Source organism: Streptosporangium sp. NPDC049078, assembly GCF_040648855.1.
Taxonomy (GTDB): domain Bacteria; phylum Actinomycetota; class Actinomycetes; order Streptosporangiales; family Streptosporangiaceae; genus Streptosporangium.
The window spans coordinates 26,137-50,272 of the sequence record NZ_JBEZEL010000034.1 but is presented as its reverse complement, the minus strand read 5'-3'; the positions used below and the strand labels follow the sequence as shown (position 1 = coordinate 50,272).

The window sequence follows — 24,136 nt, the reverse complement described above, 5'->3', positions numbered from 1 at the left end:
GCGCCCGCCCCCCCCCGCCGCGCCGCGCCGCGGCGGGCGCGGGGGGCCGCCCCGCCGCGGCCCCCCCCCGGCCCCGCCCCCGGCCAGACACCCCCTCACGGGCCCTCGTCATGCGCGGGTCAGGGGGTCGGGCATCCCGCCGGGCGGGATGTCCCGCCGCCCGAGGCCCGGGCGCGAAGCCCGGGCCTCACGGCTCAGACCTTCGCCTCGGCCTTGGCTTCGGCCTTGGCGAGAGCGCCGTCCACCGCCTCGGCGAAGTCGGCGAGCACCGGGTTCTCGAACAGCACCCGGATCGGCACGTTCACCGCGAACCTCTCCCGCACCTGGGTGATCACCTGCGCGGCCACCAGGGAGTGACCGCCGATCTCCAGGAAGTCGTCCTCGCGGGCGATCCGCCTGAGCTTCAGCACCTCGGCCCAGATCTCGGCGATCGTCTGCTCCGTCGCGGTCTGCGGCGCGTCGTCACCGTCGTCACCGTCGTCACCGCCGTCGCCGCCGGGTTCGGGTAGCGCCTGGCGGTCCACCTTGCCCGAGGAGGTGAGTGGCATCGCGTCCAGCGTCACGTACGAGGAGGGCAGCATGTACGCGGGCAGCGAGCCCTGCAGGAACCGGTGCAGCTCGCCGGTGAGGCCGCTGCGGTCGGCGATGATCCTGGAGGCGTCGTCGAGCACGACGTAGGCGACGAGCCGGTCGTCGCGCACGCCGACCACGGCCTCGCGCACCCCCGGGTAGCGGGTGATCGCGGCCTCGATCTCGGCGGGCTCCACCCGGAAACCGCGGATCTTCACCTGGTGGTCCACCCGGCCCACGTACTGCAGCCGGCCGTCGGGCAGGTAGCGGACCAGGTCGCCGGTCCGGTAGAGCCGGGCACCGGGAGGGCCGTACGGGTCGGGCATGAACGACTGCGCGGTCAGGCCGGGCTTGCCCCGGTAGCCGTGCGCCAGGCCGGTGCCGCCGACGTACAGCTCACCGGGCACACCCGCGGGGAGCGGGTTGAGCCAGCGGTCCATCACGTAGGCCCGGAAGTTGGCGAGCGGCCGGCCGATCGGCGGCGCGTACGCGGCGGCGGGGTCGCAGGTCCCCATCGTGGCGCACACGGTCGTCTCCGTCGGCCCGTAGGCGTTGACGAAGACACGGCCGGGAGCCCAGGTCCGCACCAGCCCGGTCGGGCAGTGCTCGCCCGCGACGACCATGAGCCGCACCGTGTCCAGCTCGTCGCCCCTGAGCGTGCTGAGGAACGTCGGCGGGAACGTGGCCGCGGTCACCCCCTGCTCGCAGATGGCCTTCGCCGTCTCCTGCGGGGTCATGGCCGACGGGTCCAGCACGCACAGTGCCGACCCGTTCAGCAGCGCCATCGTGATCTCCCAGATCGAGGCGTCGAAGCTGAGCGAGGCGAACAGCGCCACCCGGTCGTCGGACGTCAGGGAGAACTCCCGGGACAGGGCCGAGGCGAGGTTGCCGACGCCGCGGTGCGGCACCTCCACGCCCTTGGGCCGCCCGGTCGAGCCCGAGGTGTAGATGAGGTAGGCGGGGGCGTCGGGCGCGGGCGTCAGGCCGGGACTCGTGCCCGGCTCCTCCGCCTCGATCGTGCGCCACTCGGCGTCCAGTTCGATCGTGCGCACCCGGTCGTCGCGCACCCGGCCCGCGTACTCGGCGCCGGTGAGGACGAGCCGTGCCCCGCTGTCGTCGAGGATGTAGCCCAGCCGGTCGGGCGGCAGCGCCGGATCCAACGGCAGGTAGACCCCGCCGGACTTGACGATGCCGAGGAAGGCGACGAGCGCCTCGGCCGAGCGGCCGGTCATCGAGCCGACGATGTGGCCCGGCCGCACCCCGTCGCGGATCAGCCGGTGGGCGACCCGGTTGGCGCGCTCGTCCAGCTCCCGGTAGGTCAGCCGCCGCTCACCGGCGAGCACCGCGAGCGCGTCGGGGGCGGCGGCGGCGCGCGCCTCGAACAGGGCGCCGATGCCGGCCTCCTCGTCGAAGGGCGTCTCGGTGCGGTTCCACTCCTCGACCACCAGCCGCAGTTGCTCGGCGTCCAGCAGCGAGAGCGACGAGATGGGCCGCGCGGGGTCGCGCACGGCGTCGGACAGCAGGGTGACGTACTGCTCGGCCCTGGTCCTGGCTCCCGGCGCGTCGAACAGGTCGAGCCCGTAGCGCAGCTCCCCGTCGAGCGAGCCGGGCACCAGGACGAGCGCGAGGTCCGAGGCGAGCGGGAAACGGCCCGCCACCAGGGGCGAGACCTGGACGCCCGGCAGCCGCAGCGCGCCCCAGGCGGGGGCTGCCTGGTCGAACTCCGCCTGGTAGAACGGCTGCACGCCACTGGAGGCGTCCAGCTCCAGCTCCTCGGCCAGCCGGTGCGCGGGGTAGGAGCCGTGCGCGGCCGCCTCGTCCAGCGCGTCGCGCACCTGGGCGACGACGGCGGTGAACGAGGGGTCGCCCTCGCAGCCGATCCGGATCGGGAACGCCGGGGCGCGCTCCGCGGCGGGCACGGGTACGCCGACCACGACCTCGTCCTGGCCCGACCAGCGGCACAGCGCGATCGCCCACGCGGCCAGCGTGACGGCCCGGGTGTCGGTCTCGCCGGGCGGGACGGTCTCCGCCTGCCCCGACCAGCGGGACAGCGTCATCGCCCGCGCGGCCCGGGTGGCGCTTTCCGCGTCGGCCTCGCGGGCCATGGTCTCGACCAGCGCGGCCGTCTCCGGCGGGACGGTGAAGGTCACCTGGGCACCGGTGAAACCGGGTACGGCGGGACGGCTCCTGTCGGAGGGCAGGTCCAGGGCCGGGGGTATGCCGTCGAGCCGCTCACGCCAGTAGGCGAGGTCCGCGGCCTCCCCGCCGGCGCTGGCGCCGTCGACGGCGGCGTGGTCGGCAGGGGAGCCGTTGGAGGAGCCGACGGGGGAGGCGTGGCCGTTGGAGGAGGCGCGGAGCGTGGCGCCCGAGGCGTCCTCGTACGCCAGGGAGATCTCCCGCGCGAGGCCCGCCAGGACGCGCTCGTCGGCCACGAGCCGGTGCGCCGTCACGACGAGCGCGTGGTCGTCGTCGGCCATCCGCGCCAGGGCGATCCGCACCGGCGGGCCGTTCTCCAGGTCGAGGCCCCGGTTGGCCTGCTCGGAGACGAGCCGGGCGAGCGCCTCCTCGCGGCGGCTCGCGTCGTGCCTGCCCAGTTCCACCGGCGAAGGGACACCGGCGCGCCGGGGCTCGGCCCCGGAGTCGCCGGGCAACGCCGGCCGCAGGTCCTCGCGCGCCTCCAGCACGTGTTCCAGCGCGGCGATGAGGGCCTTCTCGTCCACGGGGCCGCGCAACCGCGCCGCGAGCGTGACCTGGTCGGTGTGGTCACCCGCGGGTTTGGCCCGGTAGGACCTCCACCCGCTCTCCTGGATCGGCGACAGCGAAGTCTTACTGTCCGGCATGGGGTGCTCCAATCAGTGCCCGGCGTGGTCGAGTTCGAGGTGGACGGGGACGCGGTCGACGCCCCACATGAGGTTCGAGCGCAGTCGCTTCACCGGCCCGGTGAGCTCCATGCGGGCCACCCGGCGGGTCAGCTCCTCCAGCAGCACGCGCAGTTCGAACCTGGCGAGCGCCGCGCCGATGCACAGGTGCTTGCCGAGGCCGAACGTGAGGTGCCTGTTGGGGGTGCGCCCGACGTCGAAGCGGCGCGCGTCGGGGAAGGCGTCCTCGTCGCGGTTGACGGCCGGGTGCCACACGCTGACCCGCTCACCGGCCCGGATGGTCTGATCTCCGATCTTCGTGTCGCGCAGCGCGGTGCGCATGACGTTGAGGCTGGGGGCGGTCCAGCGCAGCACCTCCTCCACGGCGGTCGGGATGAGCGAGGGGTCCTCGCGCAGCCGTCGCCACTCGTCGGGGTTCTCCACCAGGGCGATGACGGCCCCCGCCGAGGCGTGCCTGGTCGTCTCGTTGCCTCCGGTGATGAGGCCGTTGATGTTGAGCAGGATCTCCTCGTCGGTGAGGGGGATCCCGTCGATCCGGCCGCGGATCAGCACGCTGATCACGTCGTCGCCGAGGTCGTCGCGCCGTTCGGCCAGCAGGTCGGCGTAGTAGGCGAAGATGTTGGCGTTGGCCTCGGCCTTCTCGGCGTCGGAGATGACGTCGTCGGAGGCGGCGGAGCCGAACGCGGTGCGCGTCCACTGGATCATCAGGTCCCAGTCGGCGCGGGGCACGCCCAGCAGCTCGCAGATGACCGAGAGTGGCAGCCTGCCCGCCACCGTGTCGACGAAGTCGAAGGAGTCCTTCTGGGCGTTCTCCTGGAGCATCCCGCCCACCGTCTCGCGCATCGCGCCCTCCAGGCGGCGTACCACCCGGGGGGTGAGCGCGGGGTTCATCACGTCACGCAGCCGGCTGTGGCGGCCGTCGGTGACGATGAGCATCTTGCCGGCGGCGGCGCGGGCGGCGGACTCGGTCTGCCCCACCTGCATGCCCCGCTCGGAGGTGAAATTCGTCTTGTCGAGATAGACGGCGACGCCGTCCGCGTATTTGGTGAAAGCCCAGAAACTCGGCCCGTCCGACCTGGCGTTCCAGAACATCGGCCGGTGCTCCTGCAGGTAATGCAGGACGCCGAGGCCGGAGTCGGGGGCCGTGTAGATGTCCGGATCCGCCAGATCCAGATTTTTCAGATTCACGGTCGTGTCCACTGTCATAGGGAATTCCTCCGTGCGTACACGTCGAAGATGTCCGTGTCCTTCAGCAGGGGGTCCTGGCCGATGTCGACCTGGAATCCACGGCCGGTGAGATCGTCGCGTACGGACGCGAGTCTGCCGTCGATGTCGTGGACCTGCATGACGATTTGGTCGACCGCCTCCCAGTCACCGGGAGCGATTCCGTCCAGGACATCGCATTCGGCTTTCTCGACGTTGATTTTCAACAGTCCTATGCGGTCCACGCCCTCGGTGGCCATCACCTCGGAGATCGTCCGCACCTGGCACTCCTGCTTCTCCGTGACGTGCCTGCCCTCGGCCATGTCGGTCACGTCCTCGGGGGCGAAACCGCTGTTGGCGAGGAATGTCCTGGTCACCTCGGCGTCGTGGTCGACGTCGGTGTACATCCCCGACATCGCGGTGGTCTCCGGGTAGACGGTGATGACCGCCGTCCCCGGGGCGCGGGAGAGCGCGCAGTCGAACGCCCTGGCGTTCAGGCCGTGGGCGGACAGATTCGCGCACAACGCGTCGTAAAGCGGCCTGGCGGGCTCGAACGCGAGAATCCGGGTGCCCGGACATTCCCAATGAAACGCCAGTGCGGCGATTCCGATGTTGGCTCCCACGTCGAACACCGTCATTCCGGGCTCAAGGCGAACATCATGCCTGAAGTAGCTTCTGTCGCCCACGATACTGCGATACTGCAGGCTGGTCTCGGCGGGATTGAGCTGGAATACCACATGACCGTCGGGGAGTGTCATCTGGCGCACTCGCTGATTGTTTTCCAGTGTGCCTCTTCGGTGATTTCGCATATCATCACCCTTAACAAAAACCTTATTACAGTCAACCAGAGGTGAAACCCGACAAGGACGGAACGATCTCATGGACACTCAGGGAACAGAAGTCAGGGCGCCGGAGGAAAAGCCGCCCTCTCTCTGGCGAAACCCCGACTTCAACCGGCTCTGGGCCGGCCAGTCGGTCTCGGTCCTCGGCTCCGAGCTGACCACCCTGGCACTCCCGCTCACCGCGATCCTCATGCTGCAGGCCACCTCCTTCGAGGTCGGGCTGCTCAACAGCATGCGCACGATCGCCGCGCTCCTGCTGACCCTGGTCGCCGGCGTGCTCATCGACCGCTACCGCCGCAGGCCGCTGATGGTCGCCTCCAACCTCGGGCGGGCGGGCATCGTGATGCTGATCCCGATCGCGGCCTTCGTCGGCTTCCTCGACATGTGGGTGCTCTACGTGGTCGCGGTCGTGGTCGGCGGCCTGTCGGTGGTCTTCGGGATCGCCTACGCCGCCTACATGCCGACCCTGCTGAGCGAGGAGCACCTGGTCGCGGGCAACAGCCGGATGGCCGCGACCGAGTCGGTGGGCGCCATCGCGGGATCCAGCGCGGGCGGCGTGCTCATCGACCTGTTCCGGCCCGCGTACGTGATGCTGGGCGACGCGATCGCCTTCCTCGTCTCCGCCTTCGCCCTGTCGCGCATCCGTCACGTCGAGCCGCCCGTCGAGCGCAAGGACAGCGGCGGGCGCGGTGCCGTCGCGGCGATGCTCCACGACATCAAGCACGGCCTGAAGGTCACCTACCGCAACGACTACGCCCGGCCGCTCATCATCAACTCCGCCGGGGCGAACTTCGGGTCGATGATGATCCTGACCCTGTTCCTGCTGTACGCGGCGAGGGAACTGCAGCTGTCGGGCACCTGGATCGGCTTCATCTACGCGATGGGCAGCATCGGCGGCGTCGTCGGCGCCGTCTTCGCGAGCAAGCTGTTCGAGAAGCTCGGCTACGGCCGAGGCATCATGGCCGCCCTGATCGCGTTCCGGGTGCTGTGCTTCACGCCGTTCGTGGCCGGTCCGCAGTGGCTGCAGATCACCCTGTTCTCGGTGATCTGGTTCGTCACCGTGTTCGGCGTGGTGGCCGGCAACATCGGCCAGCTCACGCTCTTCCAGTACGTGATCCCCAACCACCTGCGGGGCCGGGTCATCGGCGCGAGCCGCGCGGTCTACCTCGGCATCCTGCCGCTGTCCGCGATGCTGGCCGGCGTGCTGGGCGAGCTGATCGGCATCAAGCCCGCCATCTACGCCGGGGCCGCGTTCCTGCTGCCCTGGATCATCCTGCTGTTCCGCTCCCCGGTGCCGCACCTGCGCAGGCTTGAGGACGCCGAGTTCCTGCGGGACGACGAGGAGCCCGCCGAGGCCGAAGGACCCGGCGGGCGCGAGGACGGCAAGGGCGTCTGAGGTCAACGGTTCGACTCGTTCAACCGGGGACACGCGCGGACATGCTCCGCGAGATCTCGTCCAGCAGGGCGGCGGGCGCCTGGAGGTAGCTCCAGTGCCCGCCGTCCAGCACCGTGTAGCGGGCCTCGCCGTAGGACTCCCAGCCGGCCATCTGATCCGGGGGGATCTGCGTGTCGCCCGACCAGCCGATCGCGGTGATCGGGCACGGCAGCTCCACCGGGTCGGTCTTGTCGAAGCGGCCGTAGGCGGCCACGTCGGCGCGCATGACGTCCGCGGCCATCTCCACCAGCTCGGGCATCGGCTCGGCGCCACGCGCCCGCATGAGGTCCGACACCAGCGCGCCCACCTGCTCCTCGTCGAGCTTGAGGATGCTCGGCCACGACGCCCGGTGCGGCGGGACCATCGAGGAGGCGAACAGGTGGCCGGGCAGCGGGCCGCCGCGCTCCATGAGCAGCAACGTCGCCTCGTAGCCGATGAAGACCGTGCCGCAGTGGCTGATGAAGCCGAACGGCCGGTCCAGGTAGGGCTCCAGGCCCTCCAGCATCTCGGCGGCGACGGCCGCGTAGCTCTCGAACAACGGCTCGCGCAGCCGGTTCTCCCTGCCGGGCAGCTGGACGGGGCACAGCTCGATCCCGTCCACCTCGGCGGGCCAGCCGTGGTACATCGACGCCCCCGCCCCCGGGTACGGCAGGCACCACAGCCTCGCCCTCGCCCCGGGGTCGGGGGTGCGCAACAGCCACGTGGGGCGGTTCCTCCTCCGCTTCCTCTCGGTCATCTCGCCTTTCCTTCCGCCTTGATGTTCCGGATGAGGGTCTCGGGGGTCGGCGCCCGCAGGAAGTCGCGCAGCCGGATCCGCACGCCGTAGCGCGTCCCGATCCGGTCGACGAGACGGGTGGCCGAAAGAGAGTCGCCGCCCGAGCGGATGAAGTGGTCGCCCAGCGCGCCGCGCGCCCCGAGCGCCTGCTCCCACAGCTCCAGCACCCCCGCCGTCACGAGGTCGGTCTCTTTCTCGTGCCCGCCGTCTCCGGGGGGAGCGGCTTCCCGTGGGGCGCCGGCTCCCGGGTGATCCGTTCCGCGGGGATCGCCCCAGGAGGGCGCGGGCAGCGCGCGCCGGTCCACCTTGTTGCTGGAGTTCAGCGGCAGCCGCTCCATCGCGGTCCAGGCGACCGGCACCATCGGTGCGGGCAGACGCGCCGAGGTGAAGGCGCGCAGCTCCCCGGCCCAGGTTTCGCGCGCGGCACCATGCGTGATGCTCTCTGCGGTGGTGTTCGCGGTGCCGTCTGTGACATCGGGCGTGGTGCCGCTCAGAAAAGCGTTCGGGCCGTCGTGCGCGGCGCCGTTCCTGACGACGTAGGCGCACAGTCTCAGGTCGCCGCCTGGACCGGGCACGCCCGTCACGACGCACTCGCGCACCGTGGGGTGTTCGAGCAGTACGGCCTCCACCTCCGCGGGCTCCACCCGATGGCCACGGATCTTGACCTGCTGGTCGACGCGGCCGCGGTGCTCGAGCCGCCCGTCCGGCCGCTCCAGCACGAGGTCACCGGTCCGGTAGAGACGGCCTCCTCCGCCCGAGGGGGCGGGCAGGAAGCGTTCCGCGGTGCGGGCGGGCTCACCCAGGTAGCCCCGGGCGAGCTCGGGCCCGGACACGAACAGCTCGCCGACCTCGCCGGCCGCGACCGGAGTCAGGCCGGAGGTGAGGACGGGCACGCCGACGTCGGGCCAGGCGCGCCCGATGGGGGGCCGGGCGCGCCTGGCGGCCTCGTCGGCGGTGACCGAGGTGAGGCTGTCCTCCAGCGGGACCAGGCAGCTCGTCACGCCGTTGGCCTCGGCGGAGCCGTACTCCACCGCGACCTCGAACGGCAGGTCGGGCGAGGGCCACACGCGCACCGCGTCGCTGCCGACCGTCATGAGCCGCAGCGCCGTCCGCTCGGGCCACGGCAGGCCGTACAGCAGCTCGGCGAGCGGCATGTTCACGTACGCGCGGGTGATGCCCGAGGCGACCATCCAGTCGCGCAGCTCCGGTGGCGAGCCCGCGGTCGCCGCGTCGGCGACGTGCACGCTCGCGCCGGAGCACAGGTACGGCCACAACTCCACCACCGAGACCGACGAGGCCGGGGGAGCCAGCCAGCTGGAGCGGTCGGCGGGGGTGATGCGGTACGCCTCGGCGTGGGTGGCGACCCGGTGGGCGATCGCCCGGTGGGTCACCCCGACGAGCTTGGGCCGCCCCGTCGACCCGGAGGTGTGCACCGCGTACGCGAGCTGGTCCTCGTGCACGGGGACGCCGGGACTCTCCGCGGAGGGTTCGGCGTCGAGGGGGCCGTCGATCACCACGGGGCAGCCGTCGAGGACCGCGGCGACACGGTCGGTGGGCCAGCCGGGGTCGAGCAGCACCGCCGCGCCGCCCGCCTTGCAGACGGCGAGCAGCGCGACGAGCAGGTCGGGGGAGCGGTCAAGCCGCAGGGGGACGAGGGTCTCGGGGCCGACGCCGCGTCGCAGGAGCGAGCGGGCGAGGCCGTTGGCACGGGCGTCGAGGTCTCGATACGTGAACAGGACGGCCCCGGAGACCAGGGCCGTCCTGTTCGGTGCCTCGGACGCCTTCTTCTCGAACAGCGTGTGGACGGCGTCCACCTGTCCTCCGTTCCTCACCCGGCCTTGGCGTCGCGGAGCTCGCGTGCGGGGATCTCACCGGTGGCGACCTGGTTGAGGATGAGCCTCGCCCACTCCTCCACGCTGCGGTTCATCCGGCGGGCCGCGTCACGCCACGACTGCTCCTGGTCGACCGGTACGTCGATATGGATGACGGCCTTCTCCTTGGCGGCCTGCGCTGCCCGGTCCGACGCGGAAAGGGTCGCGGTGCGGTGGGCCTTGATCTGGCTGCGGAGACGATTTCTGGACCAGTTGAAGCGTTCGGCGCGGTCCAGCCAGAGCATCTGCTCGTGGTCGGGAAGCGCGGCCACCTCCGCGTGGTGCTGAAGGCTGAGCTTGTCTCGCCGGCGGGATACCGGGAATCGCCGCGCGACCCAGGCGTAATTGCGCAGGGTCTGGATATCCAGGGAGCTCTCCTCGACCGCTCTCTTGTAACGGTCGGTGTATTCGGTTTCGCCGTAGACCAGCCAGTCGCCGAGCCACCAGGCGGAGGAGTCGGCGATGAGGGAGATCTGGTGACCGATCCGCCGCCAGGTGTCGAAGGGGAGGCTCGACGGAAGCTGCAGCCCGGTCCTCCGGGGCTTGGCGGACGCGTCCAGGGCCAGCTTGGAGCCCTGTGGGCTACTGCGGCGCGGTGCCGGGACGGGAGGCCTCTCATCACAGGATGGGGGGACTTGGCGGTTCGCCTCTCGGTTGGGGGAGAGCACCTGCATGCGACTGTTCCTCCGGATTTCTGTGCACTTGGAGTGAGTCAGGTCTGTCCCTTACCCGTCGTTCCGGAAAGCGCACTTTCGATCATGAGTAATTTCGAGACGGCCCTCCTGAGGTACAACGGAAATACGAAAACACGCCGTTGACCAGCTGAGTCTCCAATCAGCTTGGCGATTTTTTTTGCTCTGTGATATACGCGCCGGTTCAGAATTCAACCTCTCGGAAATGGAATCGATCATGCCGTATCCAAGGTTTCGGTCCGCGAATACGCGCACTTTGCGTCATTCTCTGGTCGCGTACGGTCTCGCGATCGTGCTGCCCTCCGTGCTGGCGCTGCTGATGCTGGGACTCGACCCGGGGACGGCCACCGGTCCCGTCCCGGTGCCCTCGGTGGAGCCGGGGCGGGAGCAGGAGGTGCCGGCCACCCCTCTGCTGCTGCTGTCCGTCACGGTGGTCGTCGCGCTGGCCCACTTCGGCGGGGCCGTCTTCCGCGGGCTGGGTCAGCCCCGGGTGATCGGGGAGATGGCCGCGGGCATCGTGCTCGGCCCTTCCCTGCTCGGCGCCGTGTGGCCCGAGGCCTACCGCGCGCTGTTCCCCAGCGCCGTGATGCCGTATCTGAACCTGCTGGCCCAGTTCGGGCTGGCCTTCTTCATGTTCCTGGTCGGGCTGGAGTTGCGCGGAGACCTGCTGCGCGGCCGGGGCCGGGTCGCGGCGCTCTGCGGCCAGGCGAGCGTGGCGATCCCGTTCGCGCTCGGGGTCGCGCTCGCCCTGCTGATCTACCCGCCGCTGGCGGCCGCCTCCGTCGACTTCCCGGTCTTCGCACTGTTCGTCGGGGCCGCGCTGAGTGTCACCGCGTTTCCCGTACTGGCGAGGATCCTGCTGGAACGCGGGCTCTTCCACACCCCGACCGGAGCGCTCACCGTCACCTGCGCCGCCATCGCCGACGTCACCGCGTGGCTGCTGCTGGCCGTGGCGGTCACCATGGCGAAGGGCTCCTCGCCCGCCGAGGCGCTGCGCACGCTCGGTCTCACCGTCGCCTTCGCCGCCTTCATGGTCGGGGTGGTACGGCCACTGCTGACCCGGCTGCTGCGCCGAGGGCTCTCCCAGGAGGCGACGCTGCCCGTCGTCATCGTGGGCCTGCTCGTCTCCGGACTGCTGACCGAGCTGATCGGCATCCACCTGATCTTCGGAGCCTTCCTGTTCGGCGTCCTGTTCCCGCGCGACGGCGACGTACGGCTGCGGCGGGTCCGCGAGCGCACCCAGGACTTCACCACCTCCTTCCTGCTGCCGCCCTTCTTCGCCTTCGTCGGGCTCAACACCCAGATCGGGCTGCTCAGCCAGGACCTGGCCATGTGGGGATGGTGCCTGCTGATCCTCGCCGTCGCCGTGGTGGGCAAGGTCGGCGGCGTGATGGTCATCGCCAGGCCGATGGGCGTACCCGGGCGGGAGGCCGTGCGGCTCGGGGTGCTGATGAACTGCCGGGGGGTGACCGAGCTGGTGATCCTGAGCATCGGCCTCGGCCTCGGCATCATCACCCAGGCGCTGTTCACGATGCTGGTGATCGTCGCGCTGGTCTCCACGGCCGCGACGGCGCCCCTGCTCGGGCTGCTCGACCGGTGGGACGCGCGGCGCGACGGGAAGGCGTCGGACGGGAGCCGAGGGGAGCCCGAGGCGGCGGGAGCGGTGCCCCGATCCGCCTGAACCGAGATCGGGGGCCGAGAAGGGGAGGCCGGAATCGGGGCGGGGGAGAGCAGGAAGCCGGCGAGGAGAGAGCAGGGGGCCGGTGAAGAACAGGGGAGGCGGGAAGCCGTGAACGGGGGAGGCGAGAGGAGGGGCGGGGAGGCGGGGGAGCGGGGTCAGGAGGCGCAGGGCAGCACCCGGGGCTCCGTGCCCAGCTCGCGCAGCTTGGCGCGGACCTCCTGCGGGCTCTCCCCGGCGACGGTGAGCCGGGAGGTGGCGAACACCTCGCCGTCGGCGTCGGTGATCGGGTCACCGCTGTAGGGGATCTCGCCGCTGAAGCGGGCGGCGTACAGGTGGTCGCGCAGCTCGGGCCGGGCGTGCAGGGAGAAGATCGGCAGCCGGGTCGCCATCGCGGCCAGCCGCATGGTGCCCGACACCCGGGGGTTGATCTCCAGCAGGTGCACCTCCCCGGTCCTGGTCAGCAGGAACTCCACCTCCAGGTAGCCGTGCGCCTCGGCCAGGTCGGCGAGCCGCTTGCCGACGGCCCGCAGCTTGCGCTCCCAGGTGCCGCCGAGCGTCGGGCCGGGACACAGCCGCAGCCGCCGCCACGGCGGGACCAGGTCGGGCGAGGTCGCCCCCTTCCACACCGGCGGGAACGTCGCCGTGCCGTGCTCGTCGCGGTAGACCAGCACCGAGTACTCGATCCCGTCGACATACAGCTCGCCCAGCTCGTTGGGGGCGAGGCGGCACTCGTCCGCCCGGGCCAGCCGGGTGCCGACACTCTGCGTGCCGTGCCGGTCCTTGATGACCACGGGGGTGTCGGGGCCCGTCTCGGGCAGCGGCTCACCGGCCCGCGCCCACGGCGGGGATACCAGGCGGTAGCGGTCGAAGAACTCCTTCATCAGGATCTTGTCGCTGCCCAGCGAGGCGCACAGCCGTGACTGGCACTCGGCCCCGTGGCCGAGCTCGCGGAGCCGGAAGGCGAGCAGCTGGTCGCGGCCGAGTGTCGTGTGGCTGGAGTGGAAGACCACCGTCGCCCGTGGCGTCTCGCCGATCGCGTCGAGCAGCGGGGCCACGTCGACGTGGTGGTCCTCGCCGGTGAAGACGACCCGGTCCCGCGGGCCGAGGTCGACGAAGTGACCGAACCAGCTCTCCAGGCTGGCGGGGGCGACGGCATGGATGACGGGAGACATTTGTCGGCTCATGTGGATTACTCCGGAATCGACGCTGGAAACAGGAATGACGTTACGCGGTACGCGCCATCGAGAATGCGTCGTCGAACGCCTCGAGATACGCGCCGACCAGTGGTGAGTTCGGTTCCCAAAGAAAGTTCACCGGCAATTTCATCCACCTGGCGAACAATTCCGTGGAACGCGGGAACGGCCGGTCGTTCACCGCCGCGGCGGCCCGCACGGCTGCGGCGACCGCCGGTGACCAGTCGGGCGCGGTGCCCTGGAAGAGCGGGAAGACGTGCAGCGGCCGGGTGGCCGGGGCGCGCACCTTCAGGCCGCGCTCCTGACCGGCACCCACCAGCTCGTCCCGGCTGAACGGGCACTCCGGCGTCACCTCGACGACCCCGTCGTACCACGCCCCCATCGTGACGCCCTCGGCGACGGGGGAGGGGCGCACGCCCGGCAGCGCGCCGAGCCCCGCGGACAGGGCGGACATGTTGCCCCCCCTGCGTTCCACCAGCTCGTCCAGGCGGTCGAGGTGGCTCTGGGCGAGCACGGCCCCCGGCGTGGAGATGCGGAAGTTGCCGCCGAGCCCGGTGAGCAGGAACGGCTGGTAGCGGGCGGCGTCGATGGTGAGGTCGGTGCGGTGCCGGAAGTTGGTCAGCAGGCAGGCGCGGGCGAAGACGTCCTCGGAGTCGGTGAGGAGCATGCCGCCCATGCCCCCCGAGATCAGCTTCCTGCCGCCCACGCTGAAGACCGAGACGTCGCCCATGGAGCCCACGGGCCGGGAACGGAAGGTGGCGCCGTGGGCGTGCGAGCAGTCCTCGACCAGCGCGAGCCCGCGCCGGTCGGCCACCGCGCGCAGGGCGTCCATGTCACAGCTGTGGCCCCACAGGTGGGTGACGACGATCGCGACCGTACGGGGCGTGACCAGCGCCTCCACGTCCGCCGCGGCCACGTTCCCGTCGGCGCCGCCCGCGTCGCAGAGCACCGGTACCGCGCCCAGCAGGAACAGCGGTGAGGCGGTGCTGAAGAACGTGAGGTCCGGGACGATCACCTCGTCGCCGGGGCCGATGCCCAGCGCGAAGTAGGCGGCGAGCAGTCCCGCGGTGCCGGAGGTGAGCGCGAGGGCGTGGGCGCGGCCGTGCCGCTCGGCGAACGACCGCTCCAGCTCGGCCAGTTCGGGGCCGTAGTCGTAGTCGAACGTGCGCCCCAGTGTCACCAGCTCGGCGACCCTGGCCGCCACGCCGTCGTCGTAGACCGGCCATTCGAGCGGGTGCGGCGGGCTCACGCGACCGCCCCCTTGCGGACCACGAGCCTGGTCACCGCGTGGGTGTGCGGTTCCTCGTGGCCCTTGTGGGTGTGCGTGGAGTCGGTGTCGGTGGCGCTCAGCACGGTCCACCCGGCGTACCTGGCGAGATACCAGTCGTGGGGCAGCAGGACCGGCATGCGCATCTCGCCGGCGGGAGGTACGTAGGCGTGGCCGCGGTTGAACATCAGCAGGGCGTTCACCCCTCCCGGCCTGGTCGCGGCCTGGAGTCCGGCGACGACGTCGGCGACCTGTTCCTCGTCCTCCAGCCAGTGCAGGACGCTGCACGCCAGCACCCCGTCGAACGCTGCGGGCTCCAGATCGGCGGTGCGCGCGTCGCCCCGCCGCCACTCGATCCCCCCGGCGTCACCCCACGCCCGCGCGCCGTTCTCCAGCGCGGCGGCCGACACGTCCATCGCGAGCACCCGCGCGCCCCGCTGGGCGAGCCGCACCGCGTTGCGTCCCTCACCGCACCCCACGTCGAGGACGGCGGGCGCGCCCGCGCCGGGTGGTGAGGCGGGCGGGCCGATCTCCTCGGGGGCCGCCGGCAGGGAGAGCGCGTCTGCCAGGGCGTCGGAGATCCGGTCGGGCCTGCGTCCCCACAGGCAGGCGGTCCTGGTGTACCGGGCGTCGCATCCACCGTCGTCGTCGTAGCCGGTCGGCCGCATGTGCTGTGTGTGCTGTGTGTTGGGTCCCATCTGGCGGAGGCTAGGCGCGGCCTTGATCACCGTCAACGGGGGTGGACGGCCGCCGGAGGCGTCGCGTGCCGCAGGGCCTGTACGGGTACGAGCTTCAACTTGTCGCGTCCCTGACTCACCGGGGTGGGGTACTCGCCGGTGATGCAGCCCTCGCACAATCCCTCGCCCGCCGCGCTGCCGACCGTGTGACGCATGCCCGCCACCGACAGGTACGCCAGGCTCGTCGCGCCGATGATCCGGCACACCTCCCCGGTCTCGCGGCCGGTCGCGACCAGCTCGCCGGTGTCGACGATGTCCACCCCGTAGTGGCAGGGCGCGATCAGCGCCGGAGCGGCGATCCGCACGTGCACCTCGCTCGCCCCCGACTCGCGCAGCAGCGTGACGATGCGCCGCATGGTGGACCCGCGCACGATCGAGTCGTCGACCACCACGACCCTGGCCCCGTCCACCGGCGAGCCGATGGAGAACTTGCGCCGCAGCTTGCGCTCGCGCCGCCGCTGGTCGGGCTCGATGAACGTCCTGCCCACCTGCTCGTCGCGGACCAGCGCCCCGGCCAGCGGGAGTCCGGCCGCTCGCGCGTACCCCCTGGCGGCGGGCACACCGGAGGCGGGGACGGCCACGACCAGGTCGGCGTCCGCCGGGGACTCCAGCGCCAGCCGTTCACCGAACGCCATCCGCGTCGCGCCGGTCCTGGCGCCGCCGATCCTGGAGTCCTGCCTGGTCAGATAGAGGTGCTCGAACACGCAGAAGCCGCGCGGGGCGGGGGCCGCCACGCGGTACGTCCCGATCGGCCGTCCGTCGCGCAGGACGAGCAGCTCGCCCGGCTCCACCTCCCGCTGCCCGGAGCAGCCGAGCGCGTCGAGGGTGCAGGTCTCCGAGGCGACGACCGCCCTGCCCTCGGCGAACCCGGCGACCAGGGGACGGATGCCGTGCGGGTCCCTGAAGGCCACGAGCCGGTCGCCGACGGCGCACACCACCGAGTACGCGCCGCGCAGCACCCGCACGGCCCGCGCGACCGCCGCCACGATCGGGTCGGAGTCGGGGTAATCACTGTCCTGAGAGGCCGGGCCATCAACGGGGTTCAGACCGTTCAGGTCGTTCAGACCGTTCAGACGGTCCTGAGCGGCCGCGCCGTGCAAGCCGTCCGAACCGTCCGGCCCGTTCAGGCCGCTCAGGGCGCCGGCGAGAAGGGCGAGGATGACCTCGGAGTCGCTGGTCGAGCGGAACGCGTAGCCCTCGCGGCCGAGCCGGGCGCGCAGTTCGGCGGCGTTGGTGATATCCCCGTTGTGCGCCAGCGCGATGCGCCGCGCCTCGTGCACGAAGGGCTGGGAGTTCTCCAGCAGCGTGGCGCCCGTGGTGGAGTAACGGGTGTGGGCGACCGCGAGCCTCCCGGCGGGCCAGTCGCCGCGGGCGGAGTCACCGCAGTCCGAGCGCGAGGCGAACCCCAGCGACCGCCGGACCTCCACGCCCTCGGGTCCGGCCACCGCGATGCCCCACGACTCCTGGCCACGGTGCTGCAGGGTGACGAGCCCGTCGAAGGCCGGTCGCCCGGCGGTCCCATCGAGAACAGATACGCCGGCTATTCCACACATAGCTCCCCTTCAAAACCCTAACATTTCGCGGAAAGTGCGTTAAATCGCTTCTGCTTGACCATGGCATTGTTTGATTGCAACGTCGTGTCGAATGGCGAATGAGGCAAAGGAGAGTCGAATGGCAGAGTCAGTGGATACGGCCGAGTACACGGTGGTGCGCAATCACGAGGAGCAGTACTCCATATGGTGGGCCGACCGTGACATTCCCGAGGGCTGGCGCAGCGTCGGCCACAACGGCACCCGTGAGGAGTGCCTGGCCCACATCGAGGAGGTCTGGACGGACATGCGTCCCCTGAGCCTGCGCCGCTGGATGGACGGCGAGCGCCCCTGACCCGCGCGCCCGCCGAGGAGCCCGCCGACGAACGGTCCCCCGAGGACGGTCCCCCTAAGGAGGAGCCGATGGACACGATCCAGGAGCACGACGCGCGCCTGGTCGTCGAGGAATGGAACCGCACCGAGCTGGCCGACGAGCCGGCGACCGTCATCGAACGGTTCGCCGCCCAGGTCGCCAGGTCGCCCGACGCCACGGCGCTGACGGACGAGGAGGGCACGACCCTCACCTACGACGAGGTACGCCGCGCCGCCAACCGCCTCGCCGGACACCTGCTCGCCCTCGGCCTGCGCCCCGAGGACCGCTGCGCCGTCTACCAGCGCCGCTCGGCCGGCATGGTCGTGTCCATGTTCGGGACACTGGCCGCCGGTGGCGCGTACGTGCCGATCGACGAGGGCAACCCGCCGGAACGGGTCGAGGCGATCCTGCGCGACGCCGGCACCGCCGTGGTGCTGGCCGACTCCACCACCGAGGCCGAGGTGCCGCCCGGCCCGTGGTGCGTGGTCAACGTCGACGACCACCCCGGCAACGACGAGAGCGACCCCGAGATCCGGCTGCACCCGGCCAACCTCGCCTACGTCATGTACACCTCCGGCAGCACGGGGGCACCCAAGGGCGTCCTCATCGAGCACCGCGCGGTCACCGCGTTCGTCAGGGGCGCCCAGCACCTGTACGGGCTCTCTCCCCAGGACCGCTTCGTGCAGTTCTCCTCGATCGCCTTCGACGTCTCCACCTTCGACGCCTTCGGAGCGCTGCTGTCGGGCGCGGCCCTGCACGTCGCCTCCACCGAGACCCGCGCCTCCTCGACGCGCCTTCGCGACCTGCTGCGCGAGCGCCGCATCTCCGTCTACATGGGCACCCCCGGGGTGCTGAGACTGCTGGAGCCCGGTGACTTCCCCGACCTGCGGGTCGTCGCCGTCGGAGGCGAGAGCTACTCGGGTGAGTTCACCACCCGCTGGGCGGCCGGACGCAGGTTCGTCAACAGCTACGGCCCCACCGAGACCACCGTCGGCGTCATCACCCAGGAGTGCGAGGGACACTGGGACGCCTCGCCGCCCATCGGACGCGCCATGCCCAACCACCGGGCCTACGCGCTGGACGAGTCGATGCGTCCCGTCCCGATCGGCACGGTCGGCGAGCTGTACGTGGGAGGCCCCGGCCTCGGACGCGGTTACCTGGGCCGCCCCGGCACGAGCGCGGCCTCCTTCGTCCCCGACCCGTTCGCCACCACGCCCGGCGAGAGGCTCTACCGCACCGGCGACCTGGTGCGCTGGACCCCCGAGGGCGAGCTGGTCTTCGCCGGGCGGGCCGACCGCCAGGTCAAGGTCCGCGGTGTCCGCGTCGAGCTGGAGGAGATCGAGGCGACCCTGTGCAGGCACCCCGACATCGCGCACGCCGTGGTCGAGGCCGAGGCGCGCGACGACGGCGACGCCCGCCTGATCGCCTACGTCGTCTCCACCGCCCCCGAACCCCCCGGCGTCACCGAGTTGCGCGAGACCGCGGCCAGGTGGCTGACGGCCCCGCTGGTTCCCAACGAGTTCGTCCACGTGCCCGAGATACCGCTCACCCCGGCCGGCAAGGTCGACCGCGACGCCCTGGCCGAGGCGAGGGGGCGGCGCGCGGCCGCCGTGGAGACCGGCGACACCAAGAACGCCAGGGACGCCGAGGACGCCGAGGACGCCGAGTGGACGCCGACCCGGCGCAGGGTGGCCGAGGAGATCGTGAAACCGCTGCTCGGCGTCGACTCCGTCGGCCCGCACGACCACTTCTTCGAGCTGGGCGGCACCAGCATCCAGGTCATCCAGCTCCTCGGCAAGGTACGCACGACCTTCGGCATCGAGGTGCCGGTCGTCGAGTTCTTCGACCGGCCCACCATCGCCGGGGTCGCCGACGCCGTCGACTCCGAGGTCCGCTCCGACATCAAGGACATCGTCCGCGAGGGCTGGGACGACATCGCCGACCGCTACGCCGCCTTCCAGTCGGAGTTCTCCGACGGCCCCCGCATGACCTGGACCGACCACCTGCTCGGCATGCTGCCCGACGAGGACGCGGCCGTGCTGGAGCTGGGCGTCGGCGGCGGCCACGAGTCGTCGCGCCGCCTGGCCGAGGCACACGACCTCACCGCCGTGGACATCTCCGCCGAGCAGCTCAGGCTCGCCGCGAAGACTTTGCCCGGCGCGACGCTCGTCCAGGCCGACATGGCCGAGGCGGAGTTCCCCGACGCCTCCTTCGACGCGGTGGTGTCCATCTACACCCTCACCCACCTGCCGAGGGAGGAGCTTCCCGCCCTGCTGAAGGGCATCGCCCGCTGGCTCAAGCCGGGCGGCCTGCTGCTCGCCACGCTCATGACCGAGGACATCCCCGGCGCGGTGGAGGAGTGGTTCGGCTCGACCATGTTCTTCTCCGGCTTCCCCACCGAGGAGAACCTGCGCCTGCTGCGCGAGGCGGGCCTGGCCCCCGAACGCGACGAGGTCGTGGCACAACGGACACCGCTCGGGGAGTCACGCTTCCTCTGGGTGATCGCGAGAAAGACGGAGGGGCCGTCGTGACCGGTCTGCCCGTCCGCACCGCCCCGCTGTCCTACCTCCAGGAGCAGCTCTGGTTCGTCGAGCAGGACGATCCGGGCAACGGCTCGTACAACGAGCTGAAGGTGCTCGTCCTGGACGGCACGCTGGAGGCCGCCAGGCTCGGGCGGGCGCTGGAGCAGGTGGTCGCGCGGCACGACGTGCTGCGCACCACCTTCGTCTACCAGGGCGCGGAACCGGTGCAGGCGGTCTGGGACCGAGGTCCCGTGCTGCGCGAGGCGACCGTCGGCGGCGAGCAGGCGCTCATGGAGTACGCCCGCGAGGTCGCCGAGGCCCCCTACGACCTCGCCTCGGGACCGCTGCTGCGCGCCTCGCTCGTCACGCTCGGCGCGGATCGGCAGGCGCTGGTGCTCGGGGTCCACCACATCATCAGCGACGGGTTCTCGATGAACCTGCTGCTCGACGAGCTTGACGCCGCCTACCGGGGAGAACTCCCCGGCGGGCCCCGAAGCGGACCGCATGGCGGATCACACGACGAGCCGCCCGGTGAATCGCCGAGCGGGCCACGTGACGAGCCACCCGGCGAGTCGCGGAACGGCTCGCGGAACGGCTCGCGGAACGGCTCGCGGAACGGCTCGCGGAACGGCTCGCGGAACGGGCCGCCCGGCGAGTCATCGGACGGGACACGGGAGAAGTCACCGGACGAGCCGCCCGCCCAGTACGGCGACTTCGCCCGCTGGCAGCGCGAACAGTTCAGCGGGGGCCGCCTCGCCGCCGACGTCGACCACTGGCGGCGGGAACTCGACGGAGCGCCCGCCGTGCTCGAACTGCCCGCCGACCGGCCCCGCCCACGCCGCCGTGCCGGCGCGGGCAGACGCGAGCGCTTCCCGCTCGACCCCGCCCTCACGGGCCCGCTCGGCGAGGTCGCAGAACGCGTCGGCGGCACCGTCTTCACCGTGCTGCTCGCCGCCTTCACCGCCACCGTCTACCGCTACACGGGACGCGGCGACATGGTGCTCGGCACCGGCGCCCCCGGCCGTCCCGGGCGCGAGTTCGACGGCACGCTCGGCTTCTTCGCCAACATCGTGCCCGTACGGCTGCGCCCGGCGGGCGAGATGCCCTTCACCGACCTGGCCGACGCGGTCAGCGAGGCCGCCTTCGACGCTTTCGACCACCAGTACGTGCCCTTCGAAAAACTCGTGGAGTTCCTGCAGCCCGAGCGAGACGCCGGGCACACTCCGCTCGTGCAGGTCGTCTTCACCATGTGGGACGCCGGGGCGGCCGAGCGTTCCATCGGCGGCGTGCCCGCGGCCGAGGTCGAGGTGACACGCGGCCGGTCCCGCTTCGACGTCGCGGTCGAGGCGGTACGCCGGGGCGACCGGGTCGACCTCTTCGTCGAGTACGACGACGCCCTCTTCGACGAGGCCACGATCGCCCGGGTGATGCGCCACTACGACCGGGTGCTGCGGGCCGTCGCCGACGACCCCACCCGGCCCCTGGCCGACATCCCGATGATCGGCCCGGAAGAGCTCGTCACCCTCACCCAGGGCGACGTGACCGTGCTCGACCACGACGGCAACGTGCTGCCCGCCGGGGCCGTCGGCCGGCTGGTCCACCGCTCAGGCGGCGAGGGCGTGGCAGGTCCCAGCGGGCGCCTCGCCATCCGCAGGCCCGACGGGCGCGTGGTCGAACGCGGGCGCGAGGACCGCCTGGTCGGCATCGGCCCCTTCCAGGTGCAGCTGGAGGACGTCGAGGAGGTCCTGCGCGCGCACCCCGCCGTACGCGACGCCGCCGTCGTGGCGGTCGAGGGCGGCGCGGGCCGCGAACTGGTCGCCTACGCCGTCGCCGAGCCGCCGCCCGACGAGCTGCGCGCCACCCTCGTCGAGCGGCTGCCGCAGTACATGGTGCCCGCCGTCGTCGTGCCGGTGGACCACATCCCGCGCGCCGAGGACGGCCGCGTCGAGACCGGCGGCTTGCCCGACGCCGGCGAGCGCGCGGAGCGGACCGAGCTGCCCGCCCTGGAGGCCGCGCTCTGCGTCATCTGGGCGCGCGTGATGAACCTCGACGAGGTGGAGCCCGACGACGACTTCTTCGCCCTGGGCGGCCACTCCATGCTCGCGGCCCGCCTGGTGCGTGAGATCGCCTCCGTGCTCGCCGTGCGCGTACCGCTCATGGCCCTCTTCGAGAACTGCACCCCCGCCGACCTCGCCGACTACATGGCGGCGAGGCATCCCGCGCTGGAGCACACCCTCGGGGACGCGGGCCGCGCGAGCCGTACGACCCCCGCCGGGAAGGCCGGGAGCACCGGGGAGATCGGGCGGGACGGCGAGGAGCCCGACACCAGCGCGCTGTCCACCGCGCAACTGCAGATCTGGATCAACGAGCAGCTCGCGGGCGGCGACGCCCGCGACTTCATCGCCGCCGTCACCTACCGGGTGCGCGGCCCGCTCGACGCGGACGCCCTGCGCGGCGCGTTCGACGCGCTGGTCGCGCGACACGAGAACCTGCGCGCCCGTGTGGCGCTCGTCGGCGACGTGCCGGTGCTGCGCTTCGACCCCGGCGTACGCGTCCAACTGCCCGTCGAGGACCTCACCGGCCTGCCGGAGCAGGAACGCGCGCCGGAGGCGGCCCGCCGCACCGCGAGCGACGCCGACCGCGGCTTCGACCTGTCGGCCGCCCCCCTGGTGAGGGCCACCCTCTACCGGCTCGGCGAGAACGACCACGTCCTCGCGCTCGTCCAGCACCACCTGGTCACCGACGGCGTGTCCATCGGGCTGCTCGTGGGCGAGCTGGGCCGCCTGTACTCCGAGCGGGACGCCACCCCCGCCGCTCCGCACCTGCGCTTCGCCGACTACGTCGCCTGGGAACAGGCCTGGCTCGGCGGCCCCGAGGCCGCGGCCTCGGAACGCTTCTGGCGCGAGCGGCTGCGCGAGGCACCGGAACTGGTCCTGCCCAGGACACGTGGCGGGCGACGCGAGAGCCGCGACACCGAGATGATCGCCCACCGCCTGCCGCACGCGGAGTCGCGGCGGCTGCTCGCGCTGGCCAGGCAGAACAGGGCCACCCCCTACATGCTGGTCACGGCCGCGTTCGCGGCGATGCTCGCCCAGTGGAGTGGCCAGGACGACGTGGTGATCGGCACCACCGCCGACAACCGGCCGCTGCCCGGCCTGGAGGGCGTGGTCGGCTGCTTCGTCAACATGGTGGCGCTGCGCGTCGACTGCGGCGGCGACCCCACCTTCACCGAGCTGGCCGGGCGGGTGCGCAGGACCGTGCTGGAGGCGTACGCCCACCAGAGCACCCCGTTCAACGAGGTGGTGCGGGCCTTGAGGATCCACCCGGACCCGCGCAGGATGCCACTGTTCCAGGTGACGTCCGACTGGGCGGGCGACGGACCGGCGATCCCGGAGCTGGCCGGGTGCGAGGTGGGGTTCGACTACGTACACACCAGGGCGAACCGCTACGAGCTGGAGATGTACGCCGGGATGGCGGGGGAGCAGGTGGTGCTCGACCTGGAGTACGCCGTCGAGCTGTGGGACCGCAAGGAGGTCGAGGAGCGCCTGTCGCGGGTGGCGGCGCTGCTCACCCGCGCCGTGGCGGAGCCGGACACCAGGCTCTCGGAGCTGCTCGGCTGACCGATCCCCTTGGTGAGGCGACCTTTCTTCGCGGGGGGTCGCCTCATCGGAACGTGTTTCCCACCGTTGGGTTGTCGGGAAACCCGCCAATCCCGACGTCCTCCGTCCTCCGCGAGAGCCTCACGGGCTTTGAGCGGCGACGCACCGGCCGGTGATGACGGGGGCCCGTCGTGACCCACCGGCCCGTTGCGCCGGGGGTGGTCAGGATGCGGGCTGGTCGAGGTCGGACAGGTCCAGGACGAAGCGGTAGCCGGCATCAGCCGGGTGACCATCCCGGACCGCGTCTTCGCCGCCGTGCCACTGACCGGATCCTTCGCTCGCGGCATGCGACCTCGTGTCGCCCCCTGTCATAGCGGGCGGCGCAGCCCGTCCAGCAGGAGGGTGATGACACCGTCGGCCTCGGCCCGCCAATGGGGGCGGTCGTGGGCCGCGCCGATGCCGTGCAGTGCCATCATGACGGCGCCGGCATTCACGTCGTCGCGGATGGCGCCGTCTTTCGCGGCGGTGGCCACCAGGTCGGTGATGGCCTGCTCCAGTGCCTTGCTGCCTTCGGCGAGTACGCCCGAACGGGTGGCCATGAGTGTGGCCAGTGTCCGGGCGAGGCCGTGGTGGGTGTCCAGGTAGCCGACCATGTCGCGCAGGAAGGTGGCCAGTGCCTCCGGTGCGGGCAGTGTGGCCTGTAGTCGGCGGGCGCGGTCGCACAGCGTGGCGACTTCTCCGTGGTAGACCGCCTCGGCCAGTGCCTCCCGGGTGGGGAAGTGGCGGTACAGCGTGCCGGTGCCCACGCCGGCCAGTTGGGCGAAGTCGTCGAAGCGCAGGTCGAAGAAGTCGCCGGTGTCGAAGATCTCCCGGGCTTTGGCGATCAGGGCCTCGCGGTTGCGCCGGGCGTCGGCGCGCAGCGGTTTGGCGGTGGTCATGCGTTCCCTCGCGTTGACAAGTGGAGACTG

At 71.8% G+C, this 24,136-nt stretch carries 16 protein-coding genes; 5 read left to right on the top strand and 11 right to left on the bottom strand.

Annotated elements, in window-relative coordinates:
* Positions 1-194: 194 nt before the first annotated feature.
* From AB0B90_RS38285 to AB0B90_RS38275, 3 genes are read right to left on the bottom strand one after another with little or no spacing between them, the layout of a single operon-like run.
* Positions 195-3,410 carry an amino acid adenylation domain-containing protein gene (locus tag AB0B90_RS38285; RefSeq protein ID WP_362926783.1) on the bottom strand — a complete coding sequence of 1,072 codons (3,216 nt, stop codon included), beginning with the start codon at positions 3,408-3,410 and terminating at the stop codon, positions 195-197.
* A 12-nt stretch (positions 3,411-3,422) separates the two neighbouring features.
* Positions 3,423-4,655, bottom strand: coding sequence for a cytochrome P450 (locus tag AB0B90_RS38280; protein WP_350950320.1), 1,233 nt, complete (start codon positions 4,653-4,655; stop codon positions 3,423-3,425).
* Positions 4,652-5,410: an FkbM family methyltransferase gene (locus AB0B90_RS38275; protein ID WP_350950333.1), complete on the bottom strand. Its 759-nt coding sequence runs from the start codon at positions 5,408-5,410 to the stop codon at positions 4,652-4,654. The genes AB0B90_RS38280 and AB0B90_RS38275 overlap by 4 nt, the downstream gene beginning before the upstream one ends.
* Positions 5,411-5,531: 121 nt before the next feature.
* Between AB0B90_RS38275 and AB0B90_RS38270 the strand changes: the two genes are divergently transcribed.
* Positions 5,532-6,890 (top strand): MFS transporter, encoded by a 1,359-nt coding sequence (locus AB0B90_RS38270; protein ID WP_362926780.1) that lies wholly within the window; start codon positions 5,532-5,534, stop codon positions 6,888-6,890.
* 19 nt (positions 6,891-6,909) lie between these two features.
* Here AB0B90_RS38270 and AB0B90_RS38265 read toward each other — a convergent pair whose 3' ends face one another.
* From AB0B90_RS38265 to AB0B90_RS38255, 3 genes are read right to left on the bottom strand one after another with little or no spacing between them, the layout of a single operon-like run.
* Positions 6,910-7,665, bottom strand: coding sequence for a thioesterase domain-containing protein (locus AB0B90_RS38265; RefSeq protein ID WP_362926778.1), 756 nt, complete (start codon positions 7,663-7,665; stop codon positions 6,910-6,912).
* The gene (locus tag AB0B90_RS38260) at positions 7,662-9,518 is read right to left on the bottom strand and encodes a non-ribosomal peptide synthetase (RefSeq protein WP_362926776.1); all 1,857 of its coding nucleotides are present in this window, start codon (positions 9,516-9,518) and stop codon (positions 7,662-7,664) included. The genes AB0B90_RS38265 and AB0B90_RS38260 overlap by 4 nt, the downstream gene beginning before the upstream one ends.
* 14 nt (positions 9,519-9,532) lie before the next feature.
* Entirely contained in the window at positions 9,533-10,249 is a 717-nt protein-coding gene (locus AB0B90_RS38255) for an LmbU family transcriptional regulator (RefSeq protein WP_362926774.1), read from the bottom strand.
* Between the two features lie 274 nt (positions 10,250-10,523).
* On the opposite strand from AB0B90_RS38255, the gene AB0B90_RS38250 reads away from it, so the two are divergent.
* Entirely contained in the window at positions 10,524-11,948 is a 1,425-nt protein-coding gene (locus tag AB0B90_RS38250; protein ID WP_350950325.1) for a cation:proton antiporter, read from the top strand.
* 155 nt (positions 11,949-12,103) lie between these two features.
* On the opposite strand, the gene AB0B90_RS38245 is transcribed toward AB0B90_RS38250, so the two are convergent.
* Genes AB0B90_RS38245 through purF form a run of 4 tightly spaced genes read right to left on the bottom strand, consistent with a single transcriptional unit; the run spans position 12,104 to position 16,698 of the window.
* Positions 12,104-13,120 (bottom strand): hypothetical protein, encoded by a 1,017-nt coding sequence (locus tag AB0B90_RS38245; RefSeq protein ID WP_362926771.1) that lies wholly within the window; start codon positions 13,118-13,120, stop codon positions 12,104-12,106.
* A gap of 52 nt (positions 13,121-13,172) precedes the next feature.
* A complete protein-coding gene (locus tag AB0B90_RS38240) occupies positions 13,173-14,390 on the bottom strand; it encodes a DegT/DnrJ/EryC1/StrS family aminotransferase (RefSeq protein ID WP_350950327.1) in 1,218 nt (405 codons plus the stop codon).
* Positions 14,387-15,106 carry a class I SAM-dependent methyltransferase gene (locus AB0B90_RS38235; RefSeq protein ID WP_362907330.1) on the bottom strand — a complete coding sequence of 240 codons (720 nt, stop codon included), beginning with the start codon at positions 15,104-15,106 and terminating at the stop codon, positions 14,387-14,389. Before AB0B90_RS38235 ends, AB0B90_RS38240 begins: the two co-directional genes overlap by 4 nt.
* Before the next feature lie 32 nt (positions 15,107-15,138).
* A complete protein-coding gene (gene purF / locus AB0B90_RS38230; protein ID WP_362926769.1) occupies positions 15,139-16,698 on the bottom strand; it encodes an amidophosphoribosyltransferase in 1,560 nt (519 codons plus the stop codon).
* Between the two features lie 118 nt (positions 16,699-16,816).
* Here purF and AB0B90_RS38225 point away from each other — a divergent pair, with 118 nt between their 5' ends.
* From AB0B90_RS38225 to AB0B90_RS38215, 3 genes are all read left to right on the top strand, one after another.
* Complete coding sequence (locus AB0B90_RS38225; protein ID WP_350950330.1) at positions 16,817-17,029, top strand: MbtH family NRPS accessory protein; 213 nt, start codon at positions 16,817-16,819, stop codon at positions 17,027-17,029.
* 68 nt (positions 17,030-17,097) lie between these two features.
* Entirely contained in the window at positions 17,098-19,578 is a 2,481-nt protein-coding gene (locus tag AB0B90_RS38220) for an amino acid adenylation domain-containing protein (protein WP_362926767.1), read from the top strand.
* Positions 19,575-23,189 (top strand): condensation domain-containing protein, encoded by a 3,615-nt coding sequence (locus AB0B90_RS38215; protein ID WP_362926765.1) that lies wholly within the window; start codon positions 19,575-19,577, stop codon positions 23,187-23,189. The genes AB0B90_RS38220 and AB0B90_RS38215 overlap by 4 nt, the downstream gene beginning before the upstream one ends.
* Positions 23,190-23,536: 347 nt before the next feature.
* Here the strand turns inward: AB0B90_RS38215 and AB0B90_RS38210 are convergent, their stop codons facing one another.
* On the bottom strand, positions 23,537-24,106 hold the full coding sequence (locus tag AB0B90_RS38210; protein WP_362926763.1) for a TetR/AcrR family transcriptional regulator: 570 nt from the start codon (positions 24,104-24,106) through the stop codon (positions 23,537-23,539).
* Between the last annotated feature and the right edge of the window lie 30 nt (positions 24,107-24,136).

Excerpts from the sequence above, each read along its gene's own strand:
- AB0B90_RS38285 (WP_362926783.1), bottom strand. The coding sequence starts at position 3,410 with ATGCCGGACAGTAAGACTTCGCTGTCGCCGATCCAGGAGAGCGGGTGG.
- AB0B90_RS38280 (WP_350950320.1), bottom strand. The coding sequence starts at position 4,655 with ATGACAGTGGACACGACCGTGAATCTGAAAAATCTGGATCTGGCGGAT.
- AB0B90_RS38275 (WP_350950333.1), bottom strand. The coding sequence starts at position 5,410 with ATGACACTCCCCGACGGTCATGTGGTATTCCAGCTCAATCCCGCCGAG.
- AB0B90_RS38270 (WP_362926780.1), top strand. The coding sequence starts at position 5,532 with ATGGACACTCAGGGAACAGAAGTCAGGGCGCCGGAGGAAAAGCCGCCC.
- AB0B90_RS38265 (WP_362926778.1), bottom strand. The coding sequence starts at position 7,665 with ATGACCGAGAGGAAGCGGAGGAGGAACCGCCCCACGTGGCTGTTGCGC.
- AB0B90_RS38255 (WP_362926774.1), bottom strand. The coding sequence starts at position 10,249 with ATGCAGGTGCTCTCCCCCAACCGAGAGGCGAACCGCCAAGTCCCCCCA.
- AB0B90_RS38245 (WP_362926771.1), bottom strand. The coding sequence starts at position 13,120 with ATGTCTCCCGTCATCCATGCCGTCGCCCCCGCCAGCCTGGAGAGCTGG.
- AB0B90_RS38235 (WP_362907330.1), bottom strand. The coding sequence starts at position 15,106 with ATGGGACCCAACACACAGCACACACAGCACATGCGGCCGACCGGCTAC.
- purF (WP_362926769.1), bottom strand. The coding sequence starts at position 16,698 with ATGTGTGGAATAGCCGGCGTATCTGTTCTCGATGGGACCGCCGGGCGA.
- AB0B90_RS38225 (WP_350950330.1), top strand. The coding sequence starts at position 16,817 with ATGGCAGAGTCAGTGGATACGGCCGAGTACACGGTGGTGCGCAATCAC.
- AB0B90_RS38220 (WP_362926767.1), top strand. The coding sequence starts at position 17,098 with ATGGACACGATCCAGGAGCACGACGCGCGCCTGGTCGTCGAGGAATGG.
- AB0B90_RS38210 (WP_362926763.1), bottom strand. The coding sequence starts at position 24,106 with ATGACCACCGCCAAACCGCTGCGCGCCGACGCCCGGCGCAACCGCGAG.